The sequence below is a fragment of the Xanthobacter aminoxidans genome, assembly GCF_023571765.1.
Classification (GTDB): domain Bacteria; phylum Pseudomonadota; class Alphaproteobacteria; order Rhizobiales; family Xanthobacteraceae; genus Xanthobacter; species Xanthobacter aminoxidans.
On record NZ_JAMJXC010000005.1, the window covers coordinates 43,440 to 65,309 of the forward strand.

At 66.3% G+C, this 21,870-nt stretch carries 28 protein-coding genes; 9 read left to right on the forward strand and 19 right to left on the reverse strand.

The window, feature by feature from the left end:
• Window positions 1-6: 6 nt before the first annotated feature.
• From EJ105_RS09935 to EJ105_RS28085, 5 genes are all read right to left on the reverse strand, one after another.
• Window positions 7-309 (reverse strand): hypothetical protein, encoded by a 303-nt coding sequence (locus EJ105_RS09935; RefSeq protein WP_250166199.1) that lies wholly within the window; start codon window positions 307-309, stop codon window positions 7-9.
• Window positions 310-919: 610 nt separating this feature from the next.
• Window positions 920-1,237, reverse strand: a complete 318-nt coding sequence (locus EJ105_RS09940) for a hypothetical protein (RefSeq protein ID WP_250166200.1) — start codon at window positions 1,235-1,237, stop codon at window positions 920-922.
• A 270-nt stretch (window positions 1,238-1,507) separates the two neighbouring features.
• Complete coding sequence (locus EJ105_RS09945; RefSeq protein WP_250166201.1) at window positions 1,508-1,780, reverse strand: spike base protein, RCAP_Rcc01079 family; 273 nt, start codon at window positions 1,778-1,780, stop codon at window positions 1,508-1,510.
• 30 nt (window positions 1,781-1,810) lie between these two features.
• Window positions 1,811-2,092 carry a helix-turn-helix transcriptional regulator gene (locus EJ105_RS09950; protein WP_250166202.1) on the reverse strand — a complete coding sequence of 94 codons (282 nt, stop codon included), beginning with the start codon at window positions 2,090-2,092 and terminating at the stop codon, window positions 1,811-1,813.
• Window positions 2,085-2,378 carry an Arc family DNA-binding protein gene (locus tag EJ105_RS28085; RefSeq protein WP_394042028.1) on the reverse strand — a complete coding sequence of 98 codons (294 nt, stop codon included), beginning with the start codon at window positions 2,376-2,378 and terminating at the stop codon, window positions 2,085-2,087. Before EJ105_RS28085 ends, EJ105_RS09950 begins: the two co-directional genes overlap by 8 nt.
• On the opposite strand from EJ105_RS28085, the gene EJ105_RS09955 reads away from it, so the two are divergent.
• Window positions 2,377-2,763, forward strand: a complete 387-nt coding sequence (locus EJ105_RS09955; RefSeq protein ID WP_250166203.1) for an Arc family DNA-binding protein — start codon at window positions 2,377-2,379, stop codon at window positions 2,761-2,763. The genes EJ105_RS28085 and EJ105_RS09955 overlap by 2 nt on opposite strands.
• 362 nt (window positions 2,764-3,125) lie before the next feature.
• Here EJ105_RS09955 and EJ105_RS09960 read toward each other — a convergent pair whose 3' ends face one another.
• Window positions 3,126-4,376 carry a site-specific integrase gene (locus tag EJ105_RS09960; protein WP_250166204.1) on the reverse strand — a complete coding sequence of 417 codons (1,251 nt, stop codon included), beginning with the start codon at window positions 4,374-4,376 and terminating at the stop codon, window positions 3,126-3,128.
• A 434-nt stretch (window positions 4,377-4,810) separates the two neighbouring features.
• On the opposite strand from EJ105_RS09960, the gene EJ105_RS09965 reads away from it, so the two are divergent.
• Complete coding sequence (locus EJ105_RS09965; protein ID WP_394042030.1) at window positions 4,811-5,488, forward strand: tyrosine-type recombinase/integrase; 678 nt, start codon at window positions 4,811-4,813, stop codon at window positions 5,486-5,488.
• A 162-nt stretch (window positions 5,489-5,650) separates the two neighbouring features.
• Here the strand turns inward: EJ105_RS09965 and EJ105_RS09970 are convergent, their stop codons facing one another.
• Window positions 5,651-6,514: a transglutaminase family protein gene (locus tag EJ105_RS09970; protein WP_250166205.1), complete on the reverse strand. Its 864-nt coding sequence runs from the start codon at window positions 6,512-6,514 to the stop codon at window positions 5,651-5,653.
• A 335-nt stretch (window positions 6,515-6,849) separates the two neighbouring features.
• Between EJ105_RS09970 and EJ105_RS09975 the strand changes: the two genes are divergently transcribed.
• The 5 genes from EJ105_RS09975 to EJ105_RS09990 all read left to right on the forward strand — a co-directional run bounded on the left by EJ105_RS09975 (window position 6,850) and on the right by EJ105_RS09990 (window position 8,320).
• Window positions 6,850-7,062, forward strand: a complete 213-nt coding sequence (locus EJ105_RS09975; RefSeq protein WP_024278065.1) for a cold-shock protein — start codon at window positions 6,850-6,852, stop codon at window positions 7,060-7,062.
• 205 nt (window positions 7,063-7,267) lie between these two features.
• Entirely contained in the window at window positions 7,268-7,396 is a 129-nt protein-coding gene (locus EJ105_RS27795; protein ID WP_280938289.1) for a hypothetical protein, read from the forward strand.
• Between the two features lie 9 nt (window positions 7,397-7,405).
• Window positions 7,406-7,711 carry a hypothetical protein gene (locus EJ105_RS09980; protein ID WP_250166206.1) on the forward strand — a complete coding sequence of 102 codons (306 nt, stop codon included), beginning with the start codon at window positions 7,406-7,408 and terminating at the stop codon, window positions 7,709-7,711.
• A 27-nt stretch (window positions 7,712-7,738) separates the two neighbouring features.
• Window positions 7,739-8,002, forward strand: a complete 264-nt coding sequence (locus tag EJ105_RS09985; protein WP_024278067.1) for a DUF1488 family protein — start codon at window positions 7,739-7,741, stop codon at window positions 8,000-8,002.
• A gap of 96 nt (window positions 8,003-8,098) precedes the next feature.
• Window positions 8,099-8,320 (forward strand): hypothetical protein, encoded by a 222-nt coding sequence (locus tag EJ105_RS09990; RefSeq protein ID WP_250166207.1) that lies wholly within the window; start codon window positions 8,099-8,101, stop codon window positions 8,318-8,320.
• 43 nt (window positions 8,321-8,363) lie between these two features.
• Here the strand turns inward: EJ105_RS09990 and EJ105_RS09995 are convergent, their stop codons facing one another.
• From EJ105_RS09995 to EJ105_RS10050, 12 genes are all read right to left on the reverse strand, one after another.
• On the reverse strand, window positions 8,364-9,182 hold the full coding sequence (locus EJ105_RS09995) for a MipA/OmpV family protein (protein WP_250166208.1): 819 nt from the start codon (window positions 9,180-9,182) through the stop codon (window positions 8,364-8,366).
• On the reverse strand, window positions 9,175-10,560 hold the full coding sequence (locus EJ105_RS10000; RefSeq protein WP_250166209.1) for a sigma-54-dependent transcriptional regulator: 1,386 nt from the start codon (window positions 10,558-10,560) through the stop codon (window positions 9,175-9,177). The genes EJ105_RS09995 and EJ105_RS10000 overlap by 8 nt, the downstream gene beginning before the upstream one ends.
• Before the next feature lie 8 nt (window positions 10,561-10,568).
• Complete coding sequence (locus tag EJ105_RS10005) at window positions 10,569-12,305, reverse strand: sensor histidine kinase (RefSeq protein WP_250166210.1); 1,737 nt, start codon at window positions 12,303-12,305, stop codon at window positions 10,569-10,571.
• Window positions 12,306-12,310: 5 nt separating this feature from the next.
• Window positions 12,311-12,799, reverse strand: coding sequence for a DUF2147 domain-containing protein (locus EJ105_RS10010; RefSeq protein ID WP_250166211.1), 489 nt, complete (start codon window positions 12,797-12,799; stop codon window positions 12,311-12,313).
• Window positions 12,787-13,215, reverse strand: a complete 429-nt coding sequence (locus tag EJ105_RS10015) for an EamA family transporter (RefSeq protein ID WP_250166212.1) — start codon at window positions 13,213-13,215, stop codon at window positions 12,787-12,789. Before EJ105_RS10015 ends, EJ105_RS10010 begins: the two co-directional genes overlap by 13 nt.
• Window positions 13,212-14,420 carry a GNAT family N-acetyltransferase gene (locus tag EJ105_RS10020; RefSeq protein WP_250166213.1) on the reverse strand — a complete coding sequence of 403 codons (1,209 nt, stop codon included), beginning with the start codon at window positions 14,418-14,420 and terminating at the stop codon, window positions 13,212-13,214. The genes EJ105_RS10015 and EJ105_RS10020 overlap by 4 nt, the downstream gene beginning before the upstream one ends.
• Complete coding sequence (locus EJ105_RS10025) at window positions 14,410-15,330, reverse strand: alpha/beta hydrolase (protein WP_250166214.1); 921 nt, start codon at window positions 15,328-15,330, stop codon at window positions 14,410-14,412. Before EJ105_RS10025 ends, EJ105_RS10020 begins: the two co-directional genes overlap by 11 nt.
• 7 nt (window positions 15,331-15,337) lie before the next feature.
• Window positions 15,338-15,703 (reverse strand): EamA family transporter, encoded by a 366-nt coding sequence (locus EJ105_RS10030; RefSeq protein ID WP_250166215.1) that lies wholly within the window; start codon window positions 15,701-15,703, stop codon window positions 15,338-15,340.
• Window positions 15,700-16,623: an arginase family protein gene (locus EJ105_RS10035; RefSeq protein ID WP_250166216.1), complete on the reverse strand. Its 924-nt coding sequence runs from the start codon at window positions 16,621-16,623 to the stop codon at window positions 15,700-15,702. Before EJ105_RS10035 ends, EJ105_RS10030 begins: the two co-directional genes overlap by 4 nt.
• Window positions 16,624-16,628: 5 nt before the next feature.
• Window positions 16,629-18,038, reverse strand: a complete 1,410-nt coding sequence (locus EJ105_RS10040; protein ID WP_250166217.1) for an aspartate aminotransferase family protein — start codon at window positions 18,036-18,038, stop codon at window positions 16,629-16,631.
• On the reverse strand, window positions 18,031-18,705 hold the full coding sequence (locus tag EJ105_RS10045; RefSeq protein ID WP_250166218.1) for an HAD-IB family phosphatase: 675 nt from the start codon (window positions 18,703-18,705) through the stop codon (window positions 18,031-18,033). Before EJ105_RS10045 ends, EJ105_RS10040 begins: the two co-directional genes overlap by 8 nt.
• 206 nt (window positions 18,706-18,911) lie before the next feature.
• Entirely contained in the window at window positions 18,912-19,907 is a 996-nt protein-coding gene (locus tag EJ105_RS10050; protein WP_431192962.1) for a GlxA family transcriptional regulator, read from the reverse strand.
• Between the two features lie 142 nt (window positions 19,908-20,049).
• Between EJ105_RS10050 and EJ105_RS10055 the strand changes: the two genes are divergently transcribed.
• Both EJ105_RS10055 and EJ105_RS10060 read left to right on the forward strand, forming a co-directional pair.
• Window positions 20,050-20,751, forward strand: a complete 702-nt coding sequence (locus EJ105_RS10055; RefSeq protein ID WP_250166220.1) for a DJ-1/PfpI family protein — start codon at window positions 20,050-20,052, stop codon at window positions 20,749-20,751.
• Window positions 20,751-21,827 carry a Glu/Leu/Phe/Val family dehydrogenase gene (locus EJ105_RS10060; protein WP_250166221.1) on the forward strand — a complete coding sequence of 359 codons (1,077 nt, stop codon included), beginning with the start codon at window positions 20,751-20,753 and terminating at the stop codon, window positions 21,825-21,827. The genes EJ105_RS10055 and EJ105_RS10060 overlap by 1 nt, the downstream gene beginning before the upstream one ends.
• Window positions 21,828-21,870 lie beyond the last annotated feature (43 nt).

Consider the following 21,870-nt stretch of genomic DNA (forward strand, 5'->3'; position numbering starts at 1 on the left):
CGCCGATCACATGACGATCTTGAGGGGGGCCAGGCCGCGCATGTCCTGCGCGACCAGGCATGTTTTCGCGACCATGCGGGCCTTGAAGGCTTCGGCCGCGGCGTCGAGCATTGCCTGGACAAGGTGGCGCGGGAAACGATCGCGCAGGGCTTTTTCCCAGCGGTCGCGCATGCCGGCCACGAGGTGCTCGAGATCCGCCGGCGTGGCAAGGGCGCCGGAGACACATTCATCGAGCGCAACCCCGACGGTGAGGAGGTCAGCGCGGGTCTTGCCAAGCTGCTCGCAGATCGTCTGTAGCCCTCGGTTCATCGTAGGTGCCCTCGCGGCGCCGCCTGCATCGCAAACGTTTGATTTCGCTTAATCAAAGGGCCGAAATCAAAACCCCTGCGCCTGATTATTTTTTTCGCGCATGACACCCTGTGCGGTAAGGCCCCCTTGGCCTGCCGAGGATCTAAACCCCCTACCCACCCCGCCGCGGCTCCACAGTCGGAGCCGGGCCACCTCGACCGAGCCGGGCCACCTCGACCGAGCCGGGCCAATCGGTGTTGCAAATCGGCAACCGAGCGTTGCGAGGGTGGAAAGACTCCAGTCAAAACCCTCGCATAAAGATAATGAACTTATATTTCAATGCATTGGCTATTGTATTGCGAGGGTTGCGAGGGTTGCGAGGGTCTATAGAGACGCATGAAAAATATAGCTCACCGCGCCCACTATTATCTTATGTACGCGTGCGAATAACCCTCGCAACCCTCGCGGGTCAAGCCTAAGCGCATGATGTAAAAAGTAAAAAGACGCGCGATAGTTTCAAGATAACCATCGCAAGACCCTCGCAACACTCGGTTGCAAATATGCCACAGCCCATGGCGAGGGTCTGTATTTCTGCCCCGATTGCGAATAGGGGGCTGCGGGGCGACGCGGATCATACGGACACCGCGAGATCAATATACACGATGCGGCCGCCGATGAAGCACTTATCGAAGCCAAGCCGTCCAAACCGGGTGCGGAACTGGCCCATGCTAACCTCCGCCAGCCCCCGCGCGGCGCAGTAGCGCTGGAATGCCGGCCACAGGTTCGCCGCCGGCGTCATCGCGCCTGGGCGCGCTTCGACGCCATCCTTCGCAAACGCATGAACCGGATCGGGGCGGCCGTTCTGAAGCCGCGGGCTGGCTGACGTCTCGCCACCAGGTAGCCCCAGCAATTGCCATACCGCCCACGCGTGTTCCTTCCCCCCGAGCAAGCGAGCCTCACGGACCAACGACACCGCGTGGCGAAAATCTTTGTGTCCCGGCAGCACAGGTGACCGTGGGAGTTCGCCTAACGCGAACAGGCTAGGCTGCTCCTGCGGCTGGTCTAGGCGCACCTGTTGAACCAACGGATTTGCGAGCTTGGGCGGACGCCCGCGCGACGGCTTTGTTCGAACCTGCGCTTTCGAGCGCCCCGTACTGGCTCTGCCCAGGCGCCGCCGGGGTTCGCTTGTGGGGTCTTGGTCCATGGTCCGACGCCCCCCTTAAGAGTAGAGGGCGATGATGTTCGAGCAGGTGCTCGCCGGGGTCACGCGTCGCACGCGAATGCGAAGAAAGGTGCCGCTGGGGACGTTCTGGAACGTCACCACATGTTCGTCACCTTCGCCCTCACCAATGACAGACAATGCGCCCCCGATGCCGACATAAAGACCGTCGGGGACTTCATATAAGTCGCGGTCGGAGGGGGAAATTTCCTCGAAAGCACAGGGGTTCGTCGGCTGATTGCAGACGGGTGATTCAGAAACATCGAGTGTCATCGATAAGCCCTTTCGCGAGTGCTTCAAAGACTATGCGGCCGCAACGGTTTGGCTGGTGGAGCGGCGGGCGTTGCCGAGACGCTTGTTGATCCAGGCATCCAGATCGGACCGGGCGTAGACCACGCGCCGGCCGATACGGTGGAACGGAGGGCCGAAGCTCGTAACGCAGCGCCATCTCGCCAGCGTCGCAACAGCGACAGAGCAGCCCAGATGGTAGCCGAGGTAGGCGCTGGCCTCAGGCGCAGTTAGCCGCGCATTGGCGAAGAATGCCGGGAGGATGTCGGGGGCCGCAGCTGCATTTGCTTCAACCATGATCGACTCCCTCAAGTTCGCCAGCAACGGATACTGTGGCGGGGTTAGGGACGGGCGCGACACGCTCCATTCGTTCACGGACGGACCGAATGACTTCAGAATTAAGCGACGCTCCGTTCCTCATGGCTTCGGCGGCAATCCACGCCTTCAGGTTTGCCGGCAGCCGAATACGAAGCTGAGGATCTGTTCTCGCCATTTTGCATCTCATGACGCACAGTGCGCTATTCGTGAATAACGCACTGTGCGTCATTTCGGTCAAGCGAAAAGTGAGGCATATGTGCGTCATGGCACGCAACGACCCACATTTCCGCCTCCGCCTCCCGGCGGATCTGAAAGAGAAGATCGAATTCTCTGCGAAGGAAAATAATCGCTCTTTGAATGCTGAGATTGTCTCTCGCCTTGATTATTCATTTAAGGCGGTTTCGGCGAAGCCGATAGCGGACCATCTGAGAAGTATTGGTGAAGCATATAAGGTTATGTCGGTCGATTTATTGCAGGTAAATGCGTACATTAAAACTCTTGAGGACTATTTAGATATTGTTGACCCCGGTGGGCCGCGGCCGGCACAGCCAAAATCTGTCATGGGGGCCGATTTCTATAAAGAAATCAAAGAGAGTTTGGACGAGCGCGTGAAGCTTGTCGCCCGCCAAGGACCGAAAAATGATCCGTGAGCTTCAACGCGCTCGCAGGCGCCGTGACTTGGAGCGCATGAAGGCTAAGGCCCGCCGGGTCTATCCTGATGTGCCGCAGGCTCCCAAGTGGGCCGATCACCTCGCCGTATGCTCTTGCGCTCTCTGCAGCCGTAGTCGCAAGTTCCTTGGTCCAACGGTGCAGGAGCGCCGCTGGAACTCTGCTTACACCGAACAAGCCGCCAAATAGAAGGGTGTCGGTTTACCCGACATCCTCAATGCGGGGCATTCGTGTGACACGAATACCCGGCCAAGCCATCGCCCTAGGTATGGCCATCATGGCCATACCTTGACTGCCTTTGGAGCAGGTCCACTAGGACGCTCTCCGTTGAAAAACGGCTCCATCAGGCGCGTCTCGTCTCGCCCTTCCGCATGGCCAGGGCGATCTTCCTTGCGGTGGTGTCGGCGACCTTCTTGAGCGGGTCATCCCTCAAGTGCGCATATATCTCGGTCGTGCTCGCCTGCTTGTGCCCGAGCACCTTGCCGACCAGGTAGAGCGCCGCCCCGCCCGCCACGGCGAAAGAGGCGAACGAGTGCCGCAGATCATGCAGCCGAAGCTCCGGCATCCCGGCGGCATCCCGCACATCGCCCCACGCCTTCGATAGGCCCGCGATGTGCCCTTCATCGCCCCGCGTGGCGGGGAAGACGTATGGCTTGCCCTTCTGGCGCGTCACGCCCTTTAGGATCTCAATTGCCGGCTCTGGCAGGGGCGTGACCTTGGCCCCTGTCTTGCTGTCCGGAAAGCGGATCAACCCCCGCTTAAAGTCCACCCAGTCCCATTGCAGGCTCTCGATTTCGCCGCGTCGGCAGCCCGTGAGCATCAGGAGCCGAATGCACGCTGCAAATGCGGGGTGGATCTTCATGCGCGCCTCGAGGTCAGCAATGGCCCCCGCCAGCTTCGCGACCTCCTCTTCCGAGAGGAAGCGTTCCATCTTCTCCTGCTTGAACAAGCGCACGCCCGCGGCAGGGTTGCTCGCGATGATTCCCCGGCCAACGGCGAACGACAGCATCGCTCGCAGCGTCGCTGTGGCTCGGGCAGCGATGCCTTTGCCGCCGGTGACACGTGCCGCGCCGCGCGCCTTCGTCTTCGTCGTGCGCGCAGATTTCCCTTCGGCAACATCGGTCTGGAAGCGGGCGATGTCTGCCTTCGCCAGATCCTTCACGGCCCGCGCGCCGAGGAGCGGCTTGACGTGGGCGCGCAGGATGGCCGCGTCGGTGTCCCAACTCCGCTGCTTCTTGTTTGGCCGCTCGGACGGCCCCTCCTTCAGGTAAAGGTCGGCAAGTTCGCCCACGGTCGCCGCCGTGCGTGCCGCCTCCTTCACTGCCAGGGGATCGATGTCGTGAAGTGCCAACCCGCGTAAAGCCTCGCGCGCCTTCTCGCGGGCATCATCCACCGTCCAGGGCGACCCATGGCGCCCAATGGTGAGCCGGCGTGACCTGCCGCCCTGCGGCGTGCGATATTGCAGCACATACGATTTGGCACCGTTGGGGGTGATGCGCAGGCCGAAGCCCTTCACCTCCGAATCCCATATGAAGAACTGGGCTGCGGCTGGCTCCGCAGCGTCCACCATTCTCTTCGTCAAACGTGCTGACATGGCCTTCTCCGTAAGCGCCATGTAAGCACGAGGCAGCAATTTCAAGCAATGTCGAGCAATGAGCAGCAATCTCGATATTCGATTATCGTCATCAAAAATCAGTGGAAATCGCTGATTTGCAATCTCCATCAATCTCGGGCAAAGAGTAGCTGAAGGCATTCGTAATGCGTGGGTCGGGGGTTCGAATCCCTTCCGCGGCACCATTCGACCATCTACTGACGTCGATCGGCGTCGAAAAATAGAACAAAATCAATCGGTGCCCGGCCCCGAGCGTTGCGGGGCGTCGATGGTCGTCTGTTGGCATCAATGCCCACACGATGCCCCTGTCGGACGTTGCTGTCCGCGCTGCGAAGCCCCAGCCAAACCCTGTGAAACTGTCGGAGCGGGAGCACAAGGCGGTTCGGACGATCGCTAAGGTGACTTGACTGCTCAGCATCGCGCGCGCCGAGCTTGGGACGCGTCCGATCTCGGAAATCACAGCTGCCGAAGTGCTCAAAGTCCTGAAATCGGTCGACGAACGAGGAAATCACGAGACGGCAAAGCGCCTGCGCGCGACGATCGGCGGCGTCTTCCGATATGCCATTGCCACAACGCGCGCGGAGAATGATCCGACCTACGCTCTCAAGGGCGCCTTGACCGCGCCGATCGTGACGCATCGCGCTGCCATCACGGATCCGAAGGGGCTTGGCGCGTTGCTCCGGGCGATTGAAAGCTTCGATGGCCAGCCGACCACGCGCGCGGCTCTTCGGCTGATGCCGATCCTCTTTCCACGGCCAGGTGAACTGCGCATGGCGGAGTGGAGCGAATTCGATCTGGAGAAGGGAGAGTGGACGATCCTTGCATCTCGCATGAAGATGCGGCGGCCCCATCGCAGCCAACTTCCTCGACAGGCTATTGAAATCCTGCGCGAGCTGCACGCGATCACTGGTCGCGGTAAGCTCCCATTTCATTCCGTGCGGACCGTCCTTCGCCCGATCAGCGAGAACTCCCTCAATGCCGCTCTTCGGCGCCTGGGCTACGCGAAGGACGAAGTCACGGCCCATGGCTTCCGCGCAACCGTCTCCACGCTGCTGAACGAGAGCAGCTTGCGGCACGCCGATGCCATGGAGTAGCAGCTCGCCCTCATCGAGGCTGACGATGTTCTACGAGCTAATGTGCGCGGCGAGCACTGGGATGAGCGCGTCCGGTTCCTCGCCGCATCCGGGACCTCGGCCGACGGCGGGCTCCTGGCCCTGATCCTGCTGACCTCCTCCGGGCCGCGGCGCCCTGTCCCGTCATGATGTGACGTGGACGTCCACCGTCATGCCGCCGAAGGCATTGCTGCCGCCGATGAAGCTGCCCTGGACTGGGATGGCCTGGCGGATGTCGCGCACCACCGCGACCGGGATGAGATTGAACCCGCCCATGCTGCGATTGGTGGGATCGAACGGGATCCAGCCTGCTCCGGGCACGAACACTTCCGCCCATGCGTGGGTGGAGCCCATGCCCTGAGACCCCACGAAAGTTCCGGCCGGGTTGTAAAGATAGCCCGACACGATGCGCGCGCCGAAGCCGAGGCTGCGGACCGTCTCCACGAACAGCACCGCGAAATCGCGGCATGAGCCCCAGCCGCGATCGAGGGTTTCCGTCGGCGATTGCGTGCCCTCCTCGTCGCGGCTCTGATAGGAGATCTGCCGGGAAACGCCGGCGCTCAGATCCTTCAGCAGCGAGAGGGTGTCGGTGGAATTCCCCCGGACGAAACCCATCGCCCAGCTCCGCAACCGTCCGCTGGCATCAGGAAACTGGGGGACCGCCAGCGCGCCGAGATCAGTCCATTCGTCGGCGGAATAGCTGAACGGAAAGGACGTGGCAGTGCCCGCGATGGCGAACACCGGCCATGGCACGGCATCGAGCTGGAGTTCTGTCGTGCTCTCGATGACCAGTTGATCGCCGGACGTCGAGAAGGTCGCGGTGGCGACCGCGTTGCCGAAGACATCCTGAGCCCAGTCCACCGTTGCCGCGGGGGTCAGCAGCAGCTGGTTCGACGTCACCCGAAGGTCGCGGCTTTCCCGGGGGCGGAGCATCAGTCGATGCGGTCCGAAGGTCACCGGCCGATGGAAGCGATAGGTGGTGGTGTGGCGGATCTGGAGAGGGATCAAGGGCGCTCCGTGGGGCTCTGCCGCGCTTGAGCGTCTGGCCAGGCTGCGCAAACAAAAGCGCACCTGGCGAGCCTGGGGTCAGGTCTGCTCAAAGGGGGCTGGGTCATCAGCTTAGCACATGGGCGGGCTACCGCCTTGTTGAATTGATTGACGTATAAATAATGTTGCACACTCGCGAATATCGGAGCATAGTGATCTGGTCGATACAAAGCCTGATCAATTGGTTTTGCGCAGATTTGTATTTTGCGCCCATCCAGAAATTCTCGCCAGAAAATGCGATGTCGACGACTGGCCATGGGCCGGTGAGCTAATTATCGAAATTGAGAGGGTTTCCCATGACTGAGGGAACCGTGAAGTGGTTCAACGCCCAGAAGGGCTTTGGATTCATCGCTCCCGATGCGGGCGGCAATGACGCGTTCGTCCATATCAGCGCTGTCGAGCGCTCCGGCCTTGGCGAACTGCGCGAAGGCCAGAAGGTGGGCTTTGAGCTCGTCGCCGATCGCAAGAGCGGGAAGATGTCCGCGGACATGCTCAAGGATCTGAGCTGACCTGATGGCCGGCAGCCTGAGACTTTCAGGACTGCCGGACTGATCATTGTTGCCGAAGGCTGACCGCGGATGTACCGGCAGCTCCGGTGGTGATGTGCCATCCCTTTGCCGAGCAGAGCGGCCGACGCCCTGTGGCCCTTGATGGTCGCAGGGCGTTTTTCGTTTCGCCGGCAGGATCGACCCACGTGCCCGAGAGGAGACGGCCATGGCCAAAGGACAGATGCGCGGCAATCGCGAAACCAAGAAGCCGAAGAAGGTCAAGGTGCCCGAGCCGCCGGCGTCGTTCGTGAAGGGGTCTCCCGTTTCCTTGGGTCCGCCCAAGAAGAAGGGGTGAGGTGCTGTCATGAACGTCCGCACCCGTGAAACCACGGTCACGTTCGACCACGCCTTCCACCTCAGCGACGCGGACGGCGACCTCCCGGCGGGAACCTACCGTCTCGTCATCGACGAGGAGCAGCTTCTCGGCGTCTCATTCCTGGCCTACCGGCGCATGGCGACGATGCTGCACACGCCCGCCCTCGCGGCGCCTGCGGGGCGAAGCAAGTGTCTTTCGGTGAATGCCGCCGAACTCGATGCCGCCGTGTTGAAGGACCAGCAGACATCCGCGAGGGCGCGTGAAGCTCCTTCGACGGACGCGCTCCTCCTTTGACGGACGGCCCGCAAACAGGAGGCTTCCATGACCCTTCAGTTTCCCAACGCGAGCCGCGTCTTTGATCCCGTCAGACGCTGCGTGACCTTCTGGGGACACGATTCCGCGTTCGAGATCGCGTTCCATCTCGACGCCGATGTCCTGACCCGGTTCAGTCCCCAGAGCGGCCAGGACGAGGCGGCCTCCCTGCGCACCTTCGACACCAACCGGCAGCGGATCGAGCGCGCCGCGAGCGGCGTGTATGCGCGGCGGCGGCAGAGCTTCCACCGCCTGTCCACGTCCGACTTCTAGGGCCCACCATCGGCCGGCGCCCCGGCCCCCTTCGCGCGATCGCACGCGAGCGGCGCGTCGCACGCCGTGCCTCCGGCAAGAAAGGCGTTCGATCGCATGAACAAGGGCCTCCACATCGTTTTCCAGTCGCTCGACGCGGAGCACGTCCTCGCCCGGGTCATCTGGCGCGAGCAGGACAGCGGCGGCGGCAGCCTCACGCTCGAGATTCCTGTCCGCAACAGCGCGGCCGCTCCCAAGAGCACCGAGCAACTCCAGGCCGATGCCCGCGCCCTTGCCGTCCGCTTCGCCCGGGCCTTCGCGGACACCATCCAGGATTAGTGCGGTGTCCCGCCGGTCAGGAGACCGCACGCGAAGCTGCGTCTTAAGGCCCCAACACGAACGAATGCTCGAACCCCACCCCGATGGTGATCTGGTTGGGGCTTCCGGACAGTGTCGTCACGGGGCTCGCCGCTGCGGCGCCCGCCAAGCGCTGGTAGCTGCCGTAGAGGGTCGTCGTCCAGTCCGGTGACACCTCATAGGACAGGGACGAGGTGAGGCCGACGGACTTGATGCCGCCACCGGGCGCGTAGGGGGCGATGTGGCCGTTCAGCGCCGCGGCGAGGGGCGAGACACCGAATTCCGTCTGCATCAGCGCGCTGTCGGCCAGCGACAGGCGCGGCCCGATGGACCAGGTGAACAAGCCCTGCTTCTGCACGACATCGGCCGAGAGGTTGGCGGCAAGGCCACCGGAGCTGCCGAGGCCCTGGAGCAGCTCCACGCGGGTCCGCAATATGCCGGCTATTGGCCAGTATTCGGCGAATCCGCCGCCCTCCAGCGCCCAGGAATAGCCTGGCAGTCCAGGCAGGATGCCGCTCGGCCGCCCCTCGCGGATGCCCGCGAGCGGGCCGAGGCTGAAAGCGCCGAGATTGAACAGGCTGAAGCCGAAATTGTCGTCGGGCGCGCCGAAAGTCGCCGGCTCGTCTGCGCGCCGGATGTCGAACGAGGGTGAGAAGAACGGCCCGAAGGTCCGCGCACCGTCAAAGGACGGCCCCAGACTGAAGCTGCCGCCAAGCGTGACGATCCACGCGTCGGCGGCGGCGGACGTGGTCGAAGCCGAAGCCGTGCCGGCGTCCTGCGCCTGCGCCCCGCACGGGGCCGAAACGGCCAGCATCAGGAGGAGTGCGGGAAGCGGCCTAGCCATCGCCGGCTCCAGCCACCTTGTCGATCTTGATCGCAAGCTTCTTGATGCGATGCCAGAGGCTGCGCTCGGTGATGCCGAGTTTCTCGGCGGCGCGGGCCTGCACGCCGCCGCTGTCCTTGAGGGCCTTCAGCACGAATTCGCGCTCGATGCGGGTCAGCTCGCCGTCGAGATCACCGTTGAGCGTGTGAGGCTGTGCATCGGCTTCGCCGGTCGCCTCGAACAGCAGCAGGTCGCTGGGACCCACCAGATCGCTCCGCGCCACGATGGCGGCCCGCTCCATGCAGTTCTGCAACTCTCGCACGTTCCCCGGCCAGCGGTAGCGCGTCAGCAGGGCCTGCGCCTCGGGGGACAGGCCCTTGATGCGCTTGCCCATGTCGCGCGCCGCGGCGGCAAGGAAATGGTCGGCGAGGAGCACGATGTCGTCGCTGCGCTCGCGCAGCGGCGGCAGGGGGATGGGGAAGACCGCGAGGCGGTAGTAAAGGTCCATGCGGAAGGTGCCGGCCGCGATCTCCTTCTGCAGATCCTTGTGGGTGGCGGCGATGATCCGCACGTCCACCGATACGCTCTTGCTGCTGCCCACAGGTTCGAAGCTCTGCTCCTGCAAGGCGCGCAGCACCTTGGCCTGAACCGGCAGGGGCATGTCGGCGATCTCGTCGAGGAAGAGCGTGCCATGGTCAGCGGCAGCGAAGCGGCCCTCGCGGGCGCCGGTGGCTCCGGTGAAGGCGCCCTTCACGTGGCCGAACAATTCGCTCTCGATCAGGGTCTCCGGAATGGCGGCGCAGTTGACCGCGACGAAGGGCAGGTCGCGCCGTGGGCTCTTGTAGTGGATGGCCCGGGCCACAAGCTCCTTGCCGGTGCCGCTCTCCCCCAGCAGCAGCACGCTGGCGCGGCTCGGCGCCACCTCCGTGACTTGGCGCAGCACGTCGCGGAAGGCCGGGCTGTCGCCCACCAGATTGTCGAAGCGGTAACGTCCCTCCAGCTCGGAGCGCAGCCGCGCATTCTCGCTTTCCACGGCCTTGAGCCGCAGCGCCCGCGCCATGGTGGCGACCACGTCGTCGAGGTCGAGGGGCTTGGCCACATAGTCGAAGGCGCCGTCCTTGACGAGATCCACCGCGCCCCGCACCGAAGCATAGGCTGTCATGATGATGACCGGCAGGTCGGGCCGCTCCTGCTTCAGCGCCTTCAAGAGGTCGCTGCCGCCCCGCCCGGGCATGCGCAGGTCGCTCAGCACCAGGTCCACCGGCTGGCTGGCGCAATAGGCGAGCGCCCTGGCGACGGTGTTGGTTGAGACTGCCTCGAAGCCGCGCTCGGCGAGGGCTGCCTCCAGCACCTCCCCGTGGCGGACCTCGTCGTCGACGATGAGTATCTTCGCGGCCATACGCGGCATCACCCCTGTTTGCCGAGCGGAAGGCGGATGGTGAAGATGGCGCCACGCTCCGGTGCGTCGGCACACGTCACCTCGCCGCCATGCACCTCCACGGTGGACCGCACGGTCGCGAGCCCGAGGCCGGTGCCGTTCACCTTGGTCGTCACGAAAGGCTCGAAAAGGGTGGCCCGCACGTCTTCCGGGATGCCCGGGCCGTTGTCCTCGACATGGAGCACGGCCGCGTCCGCCTCGAGCTCCGCACGCACGATGATGTGGCCGCCATCGCCGGCGGCGTCCATGGCGTTGATGATGAGGTTCAGCAGCGCCTGGTGCAGCAGATCCTTGTCGCCCTGGATCGGCAGCGGGTGGTCCGGCAGGCGGGCGATGAGGCTGATGTTGCGGCGGCGCAGCTCCGGCGCCACGAAGTCGAGGGCCGGCCGGACGATGAAGGTGACGAGATCGAGCGGGACCGCGGTGCATTGCGGGGGCCGGGCATAGTCCAGCAGGTCCTTCACCAGCCGGTCGATGCGCTGCACCTCGTCGAGGACGAACATCATCAGCCGGTCCTCGCCGGGCGCCATGGGGGTCTTGCGGCGCACCAGCTCCGCCGACGTCTTGATGATGCCGAGCGGGTTGCGGATCTCGTGGGCGATCACCGCCGCCGCCTGCCCGAGCGTCGCGAGCTGGGCCCGGTGGCGCGTGGCGGTCTCCCGGTCGCGCAGGGTCTGGAGCTGCTCGGTCATCGCATTGAAGCCGCTGGCCAGCGCCTCGATCTCGCGCCCGCCGGTCTCGCGCACGCGGATGGCATAGTTGCCCTCGGCCACCGCGCGCACGCCGCGGGTGAGGTCATGCAGGGGGCGGCTCATGCGCCTTGAGATACTGAAGCCCACCAGCAGCGACAGCACGCCCGCAACCGCCGCCAGGGCGCCGAAGAGCGAGACGGTGCCGAGCCGTTCGAACGTCGCCGACGTGCCGTTGAGCCGGCAGGCGATGATGCCCACGAGACGTCCGCTGTCGTCACGAAGGGCACTGAACGCCGCCGCCGGCCCCAGGCCGAAGCTGCGCCTCTGGATGGCGAGGGGCGCGCCGGCGCTGAGGGCCGCCAGCGACTCCGGCGGCACCGGCAGCGGGGTCCGCCTGAGGTCTTCGAGATCGCGCAATTGACCGCCCTCGGTCACCTCGATCAGGTGCAGGTCGAGCGAGCGGATGGTCTGCGGGGCGGTGAAGAACTGCTCATCCAGCAGATTGGCGATGAAGAGGAAGCCTGCCTGGTCGCCGATGCGCACCGGCTGCACCGCTCCGACCATCATGGCGCGGTGCCCGCCCTGCCGGACGAAGAAGATGGACGCGACCGCCTTGAGCGGCAAAGGCTGCATCAGTTCCAGGTCGCCGGTCGAGAACAGGACCGTGCCGTCCGCCGTGTAGAGGCGCACGAAATCATAGCCCACGGTGGTGAGCAGGTCGGCGAACGGTGCGATGGGCTCGGTGCCGCCCCGCGACACGGCGGCGGCGACGACGGCGGTGGCGCGCTGGGCCTCCTCGCGGCCCTCCGCAGCCTCGTTGGCCATGAAGGTCGCGATCTCGCCGATCCACTGCTCCACGTTGCGCTCGAACGTCACCGAGATGACCTCGGCGGCGATGAAGCTCGCCACCAGCACGGGCGGCACGCTGACCATGACGAAATAGAGGGTGAGCCGCAGCCGCAGGGGCAGCAGCGACCACCAGTTCAGCCAACGCGAACCGCGCCGTCGCGTCATACGTCCTAGGACCTCTTGTTCCCGGCGCTGGCCTTCAGGGTGGGCGCGGCGTCGCAGCGTTGCAGCGTGGCGGCCGCGCGGTGCCAGTGGAGGGCGCGGCCGAACGCCTTGATCCCAATGAAACCTGTCACGACGATGGCGTCGGCGCCGTCCGGCGTGATGGCCACGGAATAGCGTGCGCCGGCCTCCGGATCGTAGATCCAGCCGCCTTCCCAACCGTCACCGCCCGGCGCGACGCCGGACATCACCTCCATGCCGCAGAGGGGGCGATCGCGCAGGGTCAGGTCGGCATTGTTCTCGTCGCGCACGGGCTGCGCATGCGCGTCCAGCGGGGACTTCAGCCACACGATGCGTCCGCAGAGCCTGTCGCCGCACGGCGCGATCTCAACGGCGCCCTCGCCATCCTCGGTCATCCAGACGCCGGTGACGTCCGGCGCGGCGCAGGCCGCGGTCACCAGACCCAGCGTCAGGAGGCCGGCGATCAGGTTTCGCAAGGGGCCAGCTCCGGCTTCGCAACGGCATCGACTTCGGCATCGTCCCCATAGCCGACGAGCACAACGCCCAGCAGGATGAGGCCGATGCCGGCGGCGGTGCGCGCGTCCACCGTCTCGCCGAACGCGAGCCAGGCGAACAGCGGCACGCTCACATAGCTCAGCGCCGTCAGGGGGAAGGCGCGGCTGAGGGCGGTCGTGCGCAGCACCAGCATCCACAGCACGTAGGTCGCAAGGTAGAGGCCGACGGCCAGCCACGCGAACGCGGTTCCGGCTGCGGCGGCGAGGAAGTCCAGCCCCAGCGGAATGTCGCCGATGGCCTCGGCGGCGCCCTTGAAGGCAAGCTGGGTCGCGGTGTCCACGGCGAGGAAGACGGCGACGAGGATCAGGGTCGCGACGGTGGCGGGACGCAGCGTCATCGCGCGCTCTCCCTGCCCAGCCGTCGCAGGTCGGGGTCCCAGCGGGGGAAGGCCAATAGTGGGGCGGCGAGGCGTAAGACGGCGTGGAGCGCCCGGTTGCGAGCCTTCACCAGATGCGTGCGCGGCTCCAGCGCGCTGCCGAAGCGCAGCTTGGACGCATAGGCGGTCTGCCCGGTCTGCAGGTAGCGCCGGCCGATGCGCTGGCAGAAGCGCACGTTTTCCAGCCAGCTCAAGGCGTAGAGATCGTGCGCGGGGCCGAGCGGATAGGCCATGCCGAGGAACTTGTCGATCACCCGGTCGGGCTCGACGAACAGAAGGTTGAAGGCGGCAAGCTGCCCGCCCACCCGATAGCAGGCGAAGACGGCATCGGTGCCGAGCGCCCGCGACACGGTTTCGAAATAGCCGTCCGGCAAGTCCTCGAAATCGCCGTAGCGCACCTGGCTGCGGGTGCGGGTGGCCTCATAGAGGGCGCGCACCTCCCCTTCCATACCGGCGAGGGAGGTGCGCCACTCCACCTCCACCCGTTCGGCCCGCTTCATCTTGCGCCTTAGATCCTTGCGGGTGGCCGGCGAGAGGCGGGCGAGATAGCCATCGAGATCGCCGGTGCCGTCGAGGTCCAGCACCGCGACCGGCAGGCTCTCCACCGCGAAGTAGCGGGCGGCGGCCAGATGCGGCGCCAGCAGCGCCAGCTCGCGCGGGGCAAGATCCTTGAACACCACGAGCCCGGTGCCGCGTCGCGCCGCCTCCGCCTCGACAGCGGCGATGAGGCCTGCGACGGCCTCCGCCCGGCCGGCCTCGCACAGGTGCGGGTTCAGCGCCACCGGGCAGGCGTCGGTAAAGGTCGAGCCGACGCCGAGCATCCGCCATTCCAGGAGACCGGGCGCGCGGCGCGCGAGGCGATCGCAGAAGGCGGCCAGAGGTCCGTCCTGCAACGGGGTGTCCAGCCGGTATTTCAGGGTGAACAGCGGGGCCGCTGCGGCAAGGCCCGAGCGGTCGCTCACGCTGACCGCCGCCAGCTCCATGGCGGCCGGCGGGGAGGTCTCACAGGCCGCGAGATAGGCCCACCCCTCGCTTTCGGGCGGGCGGGCGGCCTTCCAGGCCGTGGCATCGATGCCGGCCATGCCGGACACCGTGCGGATAAGCGGGGCAACCGGCGCGCGGGCCGGTTCCCCGGGCCAGTCGCCGACCAGGGCATCATGCGACATGCGCCACCTGTCCCTGGGGAGGCTGTATGTGGGGCGGCTGTGTGTGGGGGGCCTGCCGTTCGGCACGGCCGGCTGTCGCCCGGCGCGGCTCGCTTGCGGGTTGGCGCAGCGGCGCCTCCACCACGCCCCGGATGAAGGCCGAGATCCGGTCGGTGACGAGATGGCGCTGCCGGTCGAGGGTCACGAGGTGGTAACTGTCGTCGAGCACCAGGCAATCCACGGTGCCGCCAAGGCGGCGTTGCAGCAGCACGGCGTTGTTGAAGCTCGCCACATCGTCGTGGCGGGCATGGGCGATGAACACGGGCTGGCGAATGTTGCCGAGCTGCGGCTTCAGCTCCGCCACCAGCCGCCACAGCTGCCGCAACGCCGCGGAGGGCGTGCCGAGGCTGCCGGCATCGGTATCGCCCAGCCGCATGGCGCGCACGATCACGCTGCGGATGCGCTCATCCTTCAGGCCGTAGGGCTCGCGCTCCACGAAGCGATAGCGCCGGCCCAGCGGGGTGTTGATGAGGAGGCGCAGCAGGAAGCCGTAGCGGGGGATGGACCAGCCGTCATAGCGCAGGGTCGGCGCCAGCATCACCACGCCGTCCACGCTCTCGGGATTGCGCGCGGCGAGCAAGGCGGCGAGCAGCGCGCCCATGGAGAGGCCACCCACGATCACCTTGGTGCAGCGCGCCTCCAGTGTCGCGAGGGCAGCCGCGGCGCTGGCGTACCAATCCTCGATCGTCGTCGTCGCCAGCTCCGCCTCGGTGCCGCAATGGCCGGCGAGCTGGCAGCACAGCACGGTGGCACCGGTGGCGGCGAGCCGCCGCGCGACCTCGCGCAGTTCCACCGGGGTGCCGCCAAGTCCGTGGATGAGCAGCACCCCGACGGGGCCGCCCTCGATCATGATGCTGCGGTCGAGAGGCATGGGTTTCTCACAGGCTGGATGCGACGAGGGCGACACCGGCGGTGACGAGGGCGGCTCCGGCGTATTGCCGCGGCGCGATCCGCTCGCCGAGCCACAGGTGGCTCGCCACCGTGACGCCGAGGATGTTGAGGCTGGCGACGGGAAAGGCGATGGCGAGCGGCACCAGCGCAAGGATGCGCGTCCACACCAGGAACTCGATGGCGTAGATCATCAGCCCCGCGATCAGCCATGGCTCGGCCATCAGCCTCAGGGCGAAGCGCCCCACGCCGGTGCTGACGGCCGGAAGGCGGTCGGCGCCGCGCTTGAAGGCCAGCTGCCCGGCCACGTCGCAGGCGACGGAGGCGGCGAACAGGGCGACGAGGGACACGCTCATTGCAGGATGTCCCCCATGTGCCGGAGGATGCGGCCGTTGGTGACGCCGTTGACGGCGTTGGCGTTGCCGTGGGGATCGTGCCGCTGGTCGCGGTCCAGATAGGCGCAGAGGGCGCGCAGCGCGCCATTGTCGCCCTCCGGCGAATAGTCGCCGCACACATCCATGCCCAGAACCGGCCGGTGCTCGGCGAAGAGGGTGATGGCCTGAAGCACCTTGTGGAGGGGAAGCCGGCCCTGATCCCAGTTGGTCACCGCCTCGTCCGGGCCCAGCACATCCTTGTCGAGGGTGATCCAGAGCGGCGTGTGCGGCAGCTCGGCGGCGATGGCCTCCACCCGTTCCGCGAAATCGCCGTCCTCGAGGCCGTCCCAGCGCAGGCCGTCGGCCCCGATCCCCGCCGCGCCGCGCACGCTCGCGACCTCGAAGCCGGGTCCGGCATAGAAGGTGGCGCCGGCCGCCAGCGGATGCATCTGAAGGCGCCCGGAGCGCAGGAGCGGCAGATCCGCGCCCTTCAGCTGCGGCGCGCTGAGATCGGAGCTGCACGGGCCCAGCGTCACCACCCGCGCCACGTTCCGCTGCTCCAGAAGGCGGCTCACCCACGAGCCGCAATTGAGCGTGCGGGGAAAGCGGGTCCAGTCCGGATGGTTGTCGAAATGCACCACGCTGACCGGCTGATCGAAGCGCGACACCAGAAGGTGACTCAGGTGATGGAAGTCGCCCGAGCCATAGAAGCAGATCTCGCCGCGCGTCGGCGGGCCGAGCCGGTCGGCCAGCGTCCTGAGCGCGCTCCGGCCCGCCAGAAGGCGCAGCCGGGGCGCAAGGTCGCGGGCAAGGAACAGGTCGGCGTCACAGCCGGGCAGGCCGGCCATGACCTCGTCCTGCACGGTGAGTGCACCGTCCAGATCGATGACCTTGATGCGCATGGCGCTCACCGGGGCGTCACGCGGGTGAACAGCTGGTCCATCAGCGCCAAGGCAAGGTCGATCTCGGCGTGGCTGATGGTCAGCGACGGCGCCAGCGTGATGACGTTCTTGTGGTAGCCGCCGATGTCCAGCACCAGCCCGAAACGCTCGCCGCCCTGGACGAGATCGCCCTTCAGCGCCTCGTCCACCATGCGGTCGACGATGGCCTTGGAGGGGGTGAAGCTGTCGTGCGGCTCGCAGATCTCCACCCGCAGCGCGAGGCCGAGGCCGTCCACGTCGCCGACGATGGCGTGCTTCGCCTTCAGCTCGTTCAGGCCGTCGAGGAAACGGGCGCCCTTCTCGGCCACGGAGGTGGCGAAATCCTCCTCCTGCATCATGCGCATGGCCTCCAGCGCCACCGCGGTGCCGAGCGGATTGGCATTGAAGGTGGAATGGGTGGAGCCGGGCGGAAACGCCTGCGGATTGATGAGCGCCTCGCGCGCCCACAGGCCGGACAGGGGATTGAGCCCGTTGGTGAGAGCCTTGCCGAACACGATGATGTCCGGCGCCACGCCGAAATGCTCGATCGACCACAATTTGCCGGTGCGGTAGAAGCCCATCTGGATCTCGTCCACCACCAAGAGGATGCCGTGGCGGTCGAGCACCTCCTTCAGCTCCGGGAAGAAGTTCGCGGGCGGGATGACATAGCCGCCGGTGCCCTGGATCGGCTCCACATAGAAGGCGGCGTATTCGCACTTGCCGGCCTTGGGGTCCCACACGCCGTTGTATTCGCTCTCGAACAGACGGGCGAACTGCTGCACGCAGTGGTGGCCGTATTCCTCCTTCGTCATGCCGCGCGGGCCGCGGAAATGATAGGGGAAGGGGATGAAGTGGGCGCGCTCGCCGAAATGGCCGAAGCGGCGGCGATAGCGGTAGGACGAGGTGATGGCCGAGGCGCCCAGCGTCCGGCCGTGGTATCCCCCCTCGAAGGCGAACATCAGGCTTTTGCCGTCGCAGGCGTTGCGCACCAGCTTGAGGGAATCCTCGATGGCCTGGGCGCCGCCCACGTTGAAATGCACCCGCCCCTTGTGCCCGAAGCGGGCCATCGTGCCTTCGGCGATCTCGGCGGCCAGCTCGATCTTCTCGCGATGCAGATACTGGCTCGCCACCTGGGGCAGGCGATCGAGCTGGCGGCGCATGGCCTCGTTCAGACGCGGATTGGCATAGCCGAAATTGACAGCCGAGTACCACATCTGAAGATCAAGGAAGGCGCGATCCTCGTCATCATAGATAAACGACCCCTCGCACCGCTCGAATATCTTCGGCTCCTGGGTGTAATGGACCGTATCCCCATGAGAGCAATAGGTCTCCTCCAGTTCACGCAGGCGGGTGCGCTCGGCGGCGGACGTTGCGACTTCGGTCTGGCGATCAAGCATGGATGTCCTCGAACATAAGACGGGAGGGGGCCGCATGGCGGCGCGCACGGAGCGGGTCCAGGAAAGCCAGGGCGTCGGCGAAGCCTGAAATTGCGCGGTGGGGGATGCCCTCGGCGGCGCAGAAGGCAGCAAGCGAACCCTTCGCCAGGACAAAGTCGGCGCGGCGGGCAAGGCAGAAGTCGGATCGCCCGTCGCCCACCAGCACCACACGGCGATTTGCGGGCACGGCGGCGCATTTGCAGGTGCCGCTTGGGCACTGTTCCCCGCGATTGGAAAAAGCCGCCTGCCAGCGGCCATTGGCCGTTTCCACCAGCCTATTGCTGGTGACCGGCAGGTCGATCCCGTTGGCGTGCAACAGGTGAATGATGGCGAGATCGAACCCGTCGGACACCACGGAGACGGTCGCGCCGCAGAGCCAGGCCCGGGTGACGAAGGCGGCGAAGTGCGGATCGAGCTTCACATCGGCGAGGGCTGCCAACATGGCGGCGCGTGGCGCTTCCAGCAAAGCGACCTGCCGCGACATGCATTCCCGCGAGCCGATGCGGCCGGCGCACCACTCTTCTTCGATTTCCTGCCAGCCCCCATCCGCGAATGTCGCGAGCAGAAGATCCGTGGTGTCGACGAGGCTTATGGTGCCGTCAAAATCGAGAGCGAAGTGAAGTTGCATTTGGCCTCACGAACTGCGTCCCTTCCCAACGCAAGCGTGGTGCCAGTTGCTAACTGACTGATACAATTACGTTATCCGTGGAAGCGTGATGGCGGCCTGCCCCGAGATGCGAAGGTTCCTCCAAAAATTGGAGAGGCGCCCAGGCGGAACGCCATAGAGACGCGCTTCTCGCCCGCGCCGTGATGGGTGCGGCGCATGGATCGAAGTCAGCGCGCCACGCCGCCGGCTTCGATCGATCCGAACTTGCCGCGATAGTCCTGCGGGTTCACGCCCAACCGCCGGCGAAAGGCGCGCCGCATCCTCTCTTCGTCGGCGAAGCCGCAGCGAACCGCGATTTCCTTGATGCTCTGCCGTGTCTCCTCGAGTGCCCGGCGGGCGGCATCGAGCCGCAATTCCTCCACCACCTTCGCCGGTGTGCGGCCGGTCCGCGCCGCATAGAGCCGGGCGAAGGTGCGCGGGCTCATGGATACGCGCTCGGCGAGCGTCTCCACCCGCAGGTCCTGGTCGAGGTGGTCGCTGATCCAGCTGTGCAGGGCCTCGAAGCCGCCGTCGTCCGCCGCCTGCAAGGCCAGCGGAACGCTGAACTGGGTCTGCCCTCCGCCACGCTTCAGGAAGACCACCAGCCGCTTGGCGACGCGGATGGCCTCGGCGTGGCCGCGGTCGTCCTCGATCAGGGCGAGCGCCAGATCGATGCCCGCGGTCACGCCTGCGGAGGTCCAGACGGGACCATCGTGCTCATAGATCGCATCCGGTGACACCGTCAGGTCTGGATAGCGATCCTGAAGCAGCCGGCAGGAGCCCCAGTGCGTCACCACCCGCCGCCCGCCCAAAAGCCCGGCTGCCGCCAGCACGAAGGCGCCCGTGCAGACGGAGCAGACCCGGCGGATGCCCCCGGCGCGATCGGAGATCCATGCCAGCAGGCGGGGCTCGCATGCGGCCAGGTGCACCCCCGGCCCACCGACGACCACCAGCGTATCCACCTCACCCACACCGGAGAGCGGCTGGCTCATCAGCTCCAGTCCCGACGACGTTCGCACCAGCCCGCCCGCCACCGACGCCACCGTCAGGCGGTAGGGCGGCGCGGCGCCTTCGGAGGTCTCGCAGGACAGCTCGAACGCTGCCAGCGGACCGGAGAGGTCGAGGACCAGGGCGTCGGGGAACACCACGAAGACGACGTGTCGCTGCTGCAAGCCGCCCTCCATCGCGTTGCCGGTCGTTGGCAGGAAAGGTGGGTAGAATGTCGTTTCCGCCGCGCCCTGTCATGCCCAATCTCATGCCGCAGCATCGAGAGGGAACGACGTGACTAAAACAACATTGGACATCGGACTTCTCTTTTTCCCCGGCATGACCCAGCTGGACGTCACGGGACCATTTGAAGTCCTGGCCCGCCTGCCCGGCGCCCGGATGCATCTGCTCTGGAAATCTATCGAGCCGATCACGAGCGACGTGGGGCTTACCCTCATGCCGACGACCACTTTTGCGGACTGCCCGCAACTGGATGTGCTCTGCGTCGGTGGCGGTCCGGGGCAGATGGCGCTGATGGATGACGAGGAGGTCATGGCCTTCGTCGCCCGGGCGGGCGCGGGTGCGCGCTATGTGACGTCCGTGTGCGCCGGGTGTTTCATCCTCGCGGGTGCCGGGCTGCTCGATGGCTACAAGTCCGCGTGCCATTGGCTGTCGCGCGATCAGCTCGCAATCCTCGGTGCCATTCCGGTCAAGGAGCGCATCGTGGTGGATCGCAACCGCATCTCCGGCGGCGGCGTCACGGCGGGAATCGACTTTGCATTCCAGGTGGCGGCCGAGCTGTGCGGCGATGATGTCGCCAAGCGCCTCCAGCTGATGCTGGAGTATGACCCAAAGCCGCCCTTCGACATCACCGAGGACAACGCTCCGGCAGCGCTTTTGGCCGAGGTCCGGTCCGCCGCCCGCCCGCTGCTCGAGGAGCGGCTTCGCTCCAGCCAGCGGGCCGTCGCGCGGATGCAGCAGGGCAGGGGCCCGCAGGAGGCTGATCCCGCCGCGTTCCCGTCCAGCACCGGGGCATCGTGATGACCTTGCAACTGACCCGCATGGAGGAAGACGGCCAGCTCATCTTCCGGTTCGAGGATCCCGACTGCGACCTGTCGGGGGTCATCGTGGTGGACTCGCTGGCGCTGGGGCCGGCGACGGGAGGCTGCCGCTTCTGGCACTATGACGATGCGGCCGCCATGCTCTCGGACGCCCGCCGTCTCGCGCGCGGCATGAGCTACAAGAACGCGATGGCGGGTCTGCCGCTCGGCGGCGGCAAGTCCGTCATCCGGCGGCCCAATGGCGCCTTCGACCGCGCCGCCCTGTTCCGCGCGTTCGGTCGGGTCCTGGAGGAGATCGGCGGCGACTATCTGGCGGCCGAGGACGTGGGCACGACGCCGCGCGACATGGAAGTCGTGCGCTCGCAGACGCCTTTCGTCTTCGGGCTTCCGGCCGATGCAGATCAGGCCGGCGGCGATCCCTCGCCGTGGACCGCCCTCGGCGTGTTCCTCAGCATTGCCCATGTGTGCGCACGGCGGGGCCGTCCGCTTTCGCAGAGCCGGATCGCGGTGCAGGGCCTCGGCAGCGTCGGCGCGGACCTCTGCCGGCGCCTGCACGGGGCCGGCGCCGCGCTGGTGGTCGCCGACGTGCACCCGGAGGCGGCGGAGCGCCTGCGTACGACGATCCCCGTGGAGGTGGTGTCGCCGGAGGCGATCCATGCGTCCGACGTCGACCTTTTCGCGCCCTGCGCGCTCGGTGCCGGGCTGAACCAGGTCACCATTCCGCAGATGCGCGCGCGGCTCGTCGCCGGCGCGGCGAACAACCAGCTCGCGACGGAGGCGGATGCCGCCCTCCTGCACGAGCGGGGCATTCTCTACGTGCCCGACTTCGTCGCAAATGCCGGGGGCATCATCAATGTCGCGGCAGAATATCTCGGGCACGACCGCGGCATGGTCCATGACGCCGTGCACCGCATTCCCGGCCGCCTCGCGCAGGTGCTCGACCGCGCTGAGGCAAGCCGGACGTCGCCTGCGCTGGTCGCGGACGTCATGGCCCGGGAATTGATCACACGGGCCTCTGGGGCGATGGCAGAAAATGAGGGAAAACGGCCGTTGTAGCCTTTCGCCTCACAGCGCAGGATTTGCAAAGGACCAGGCGACG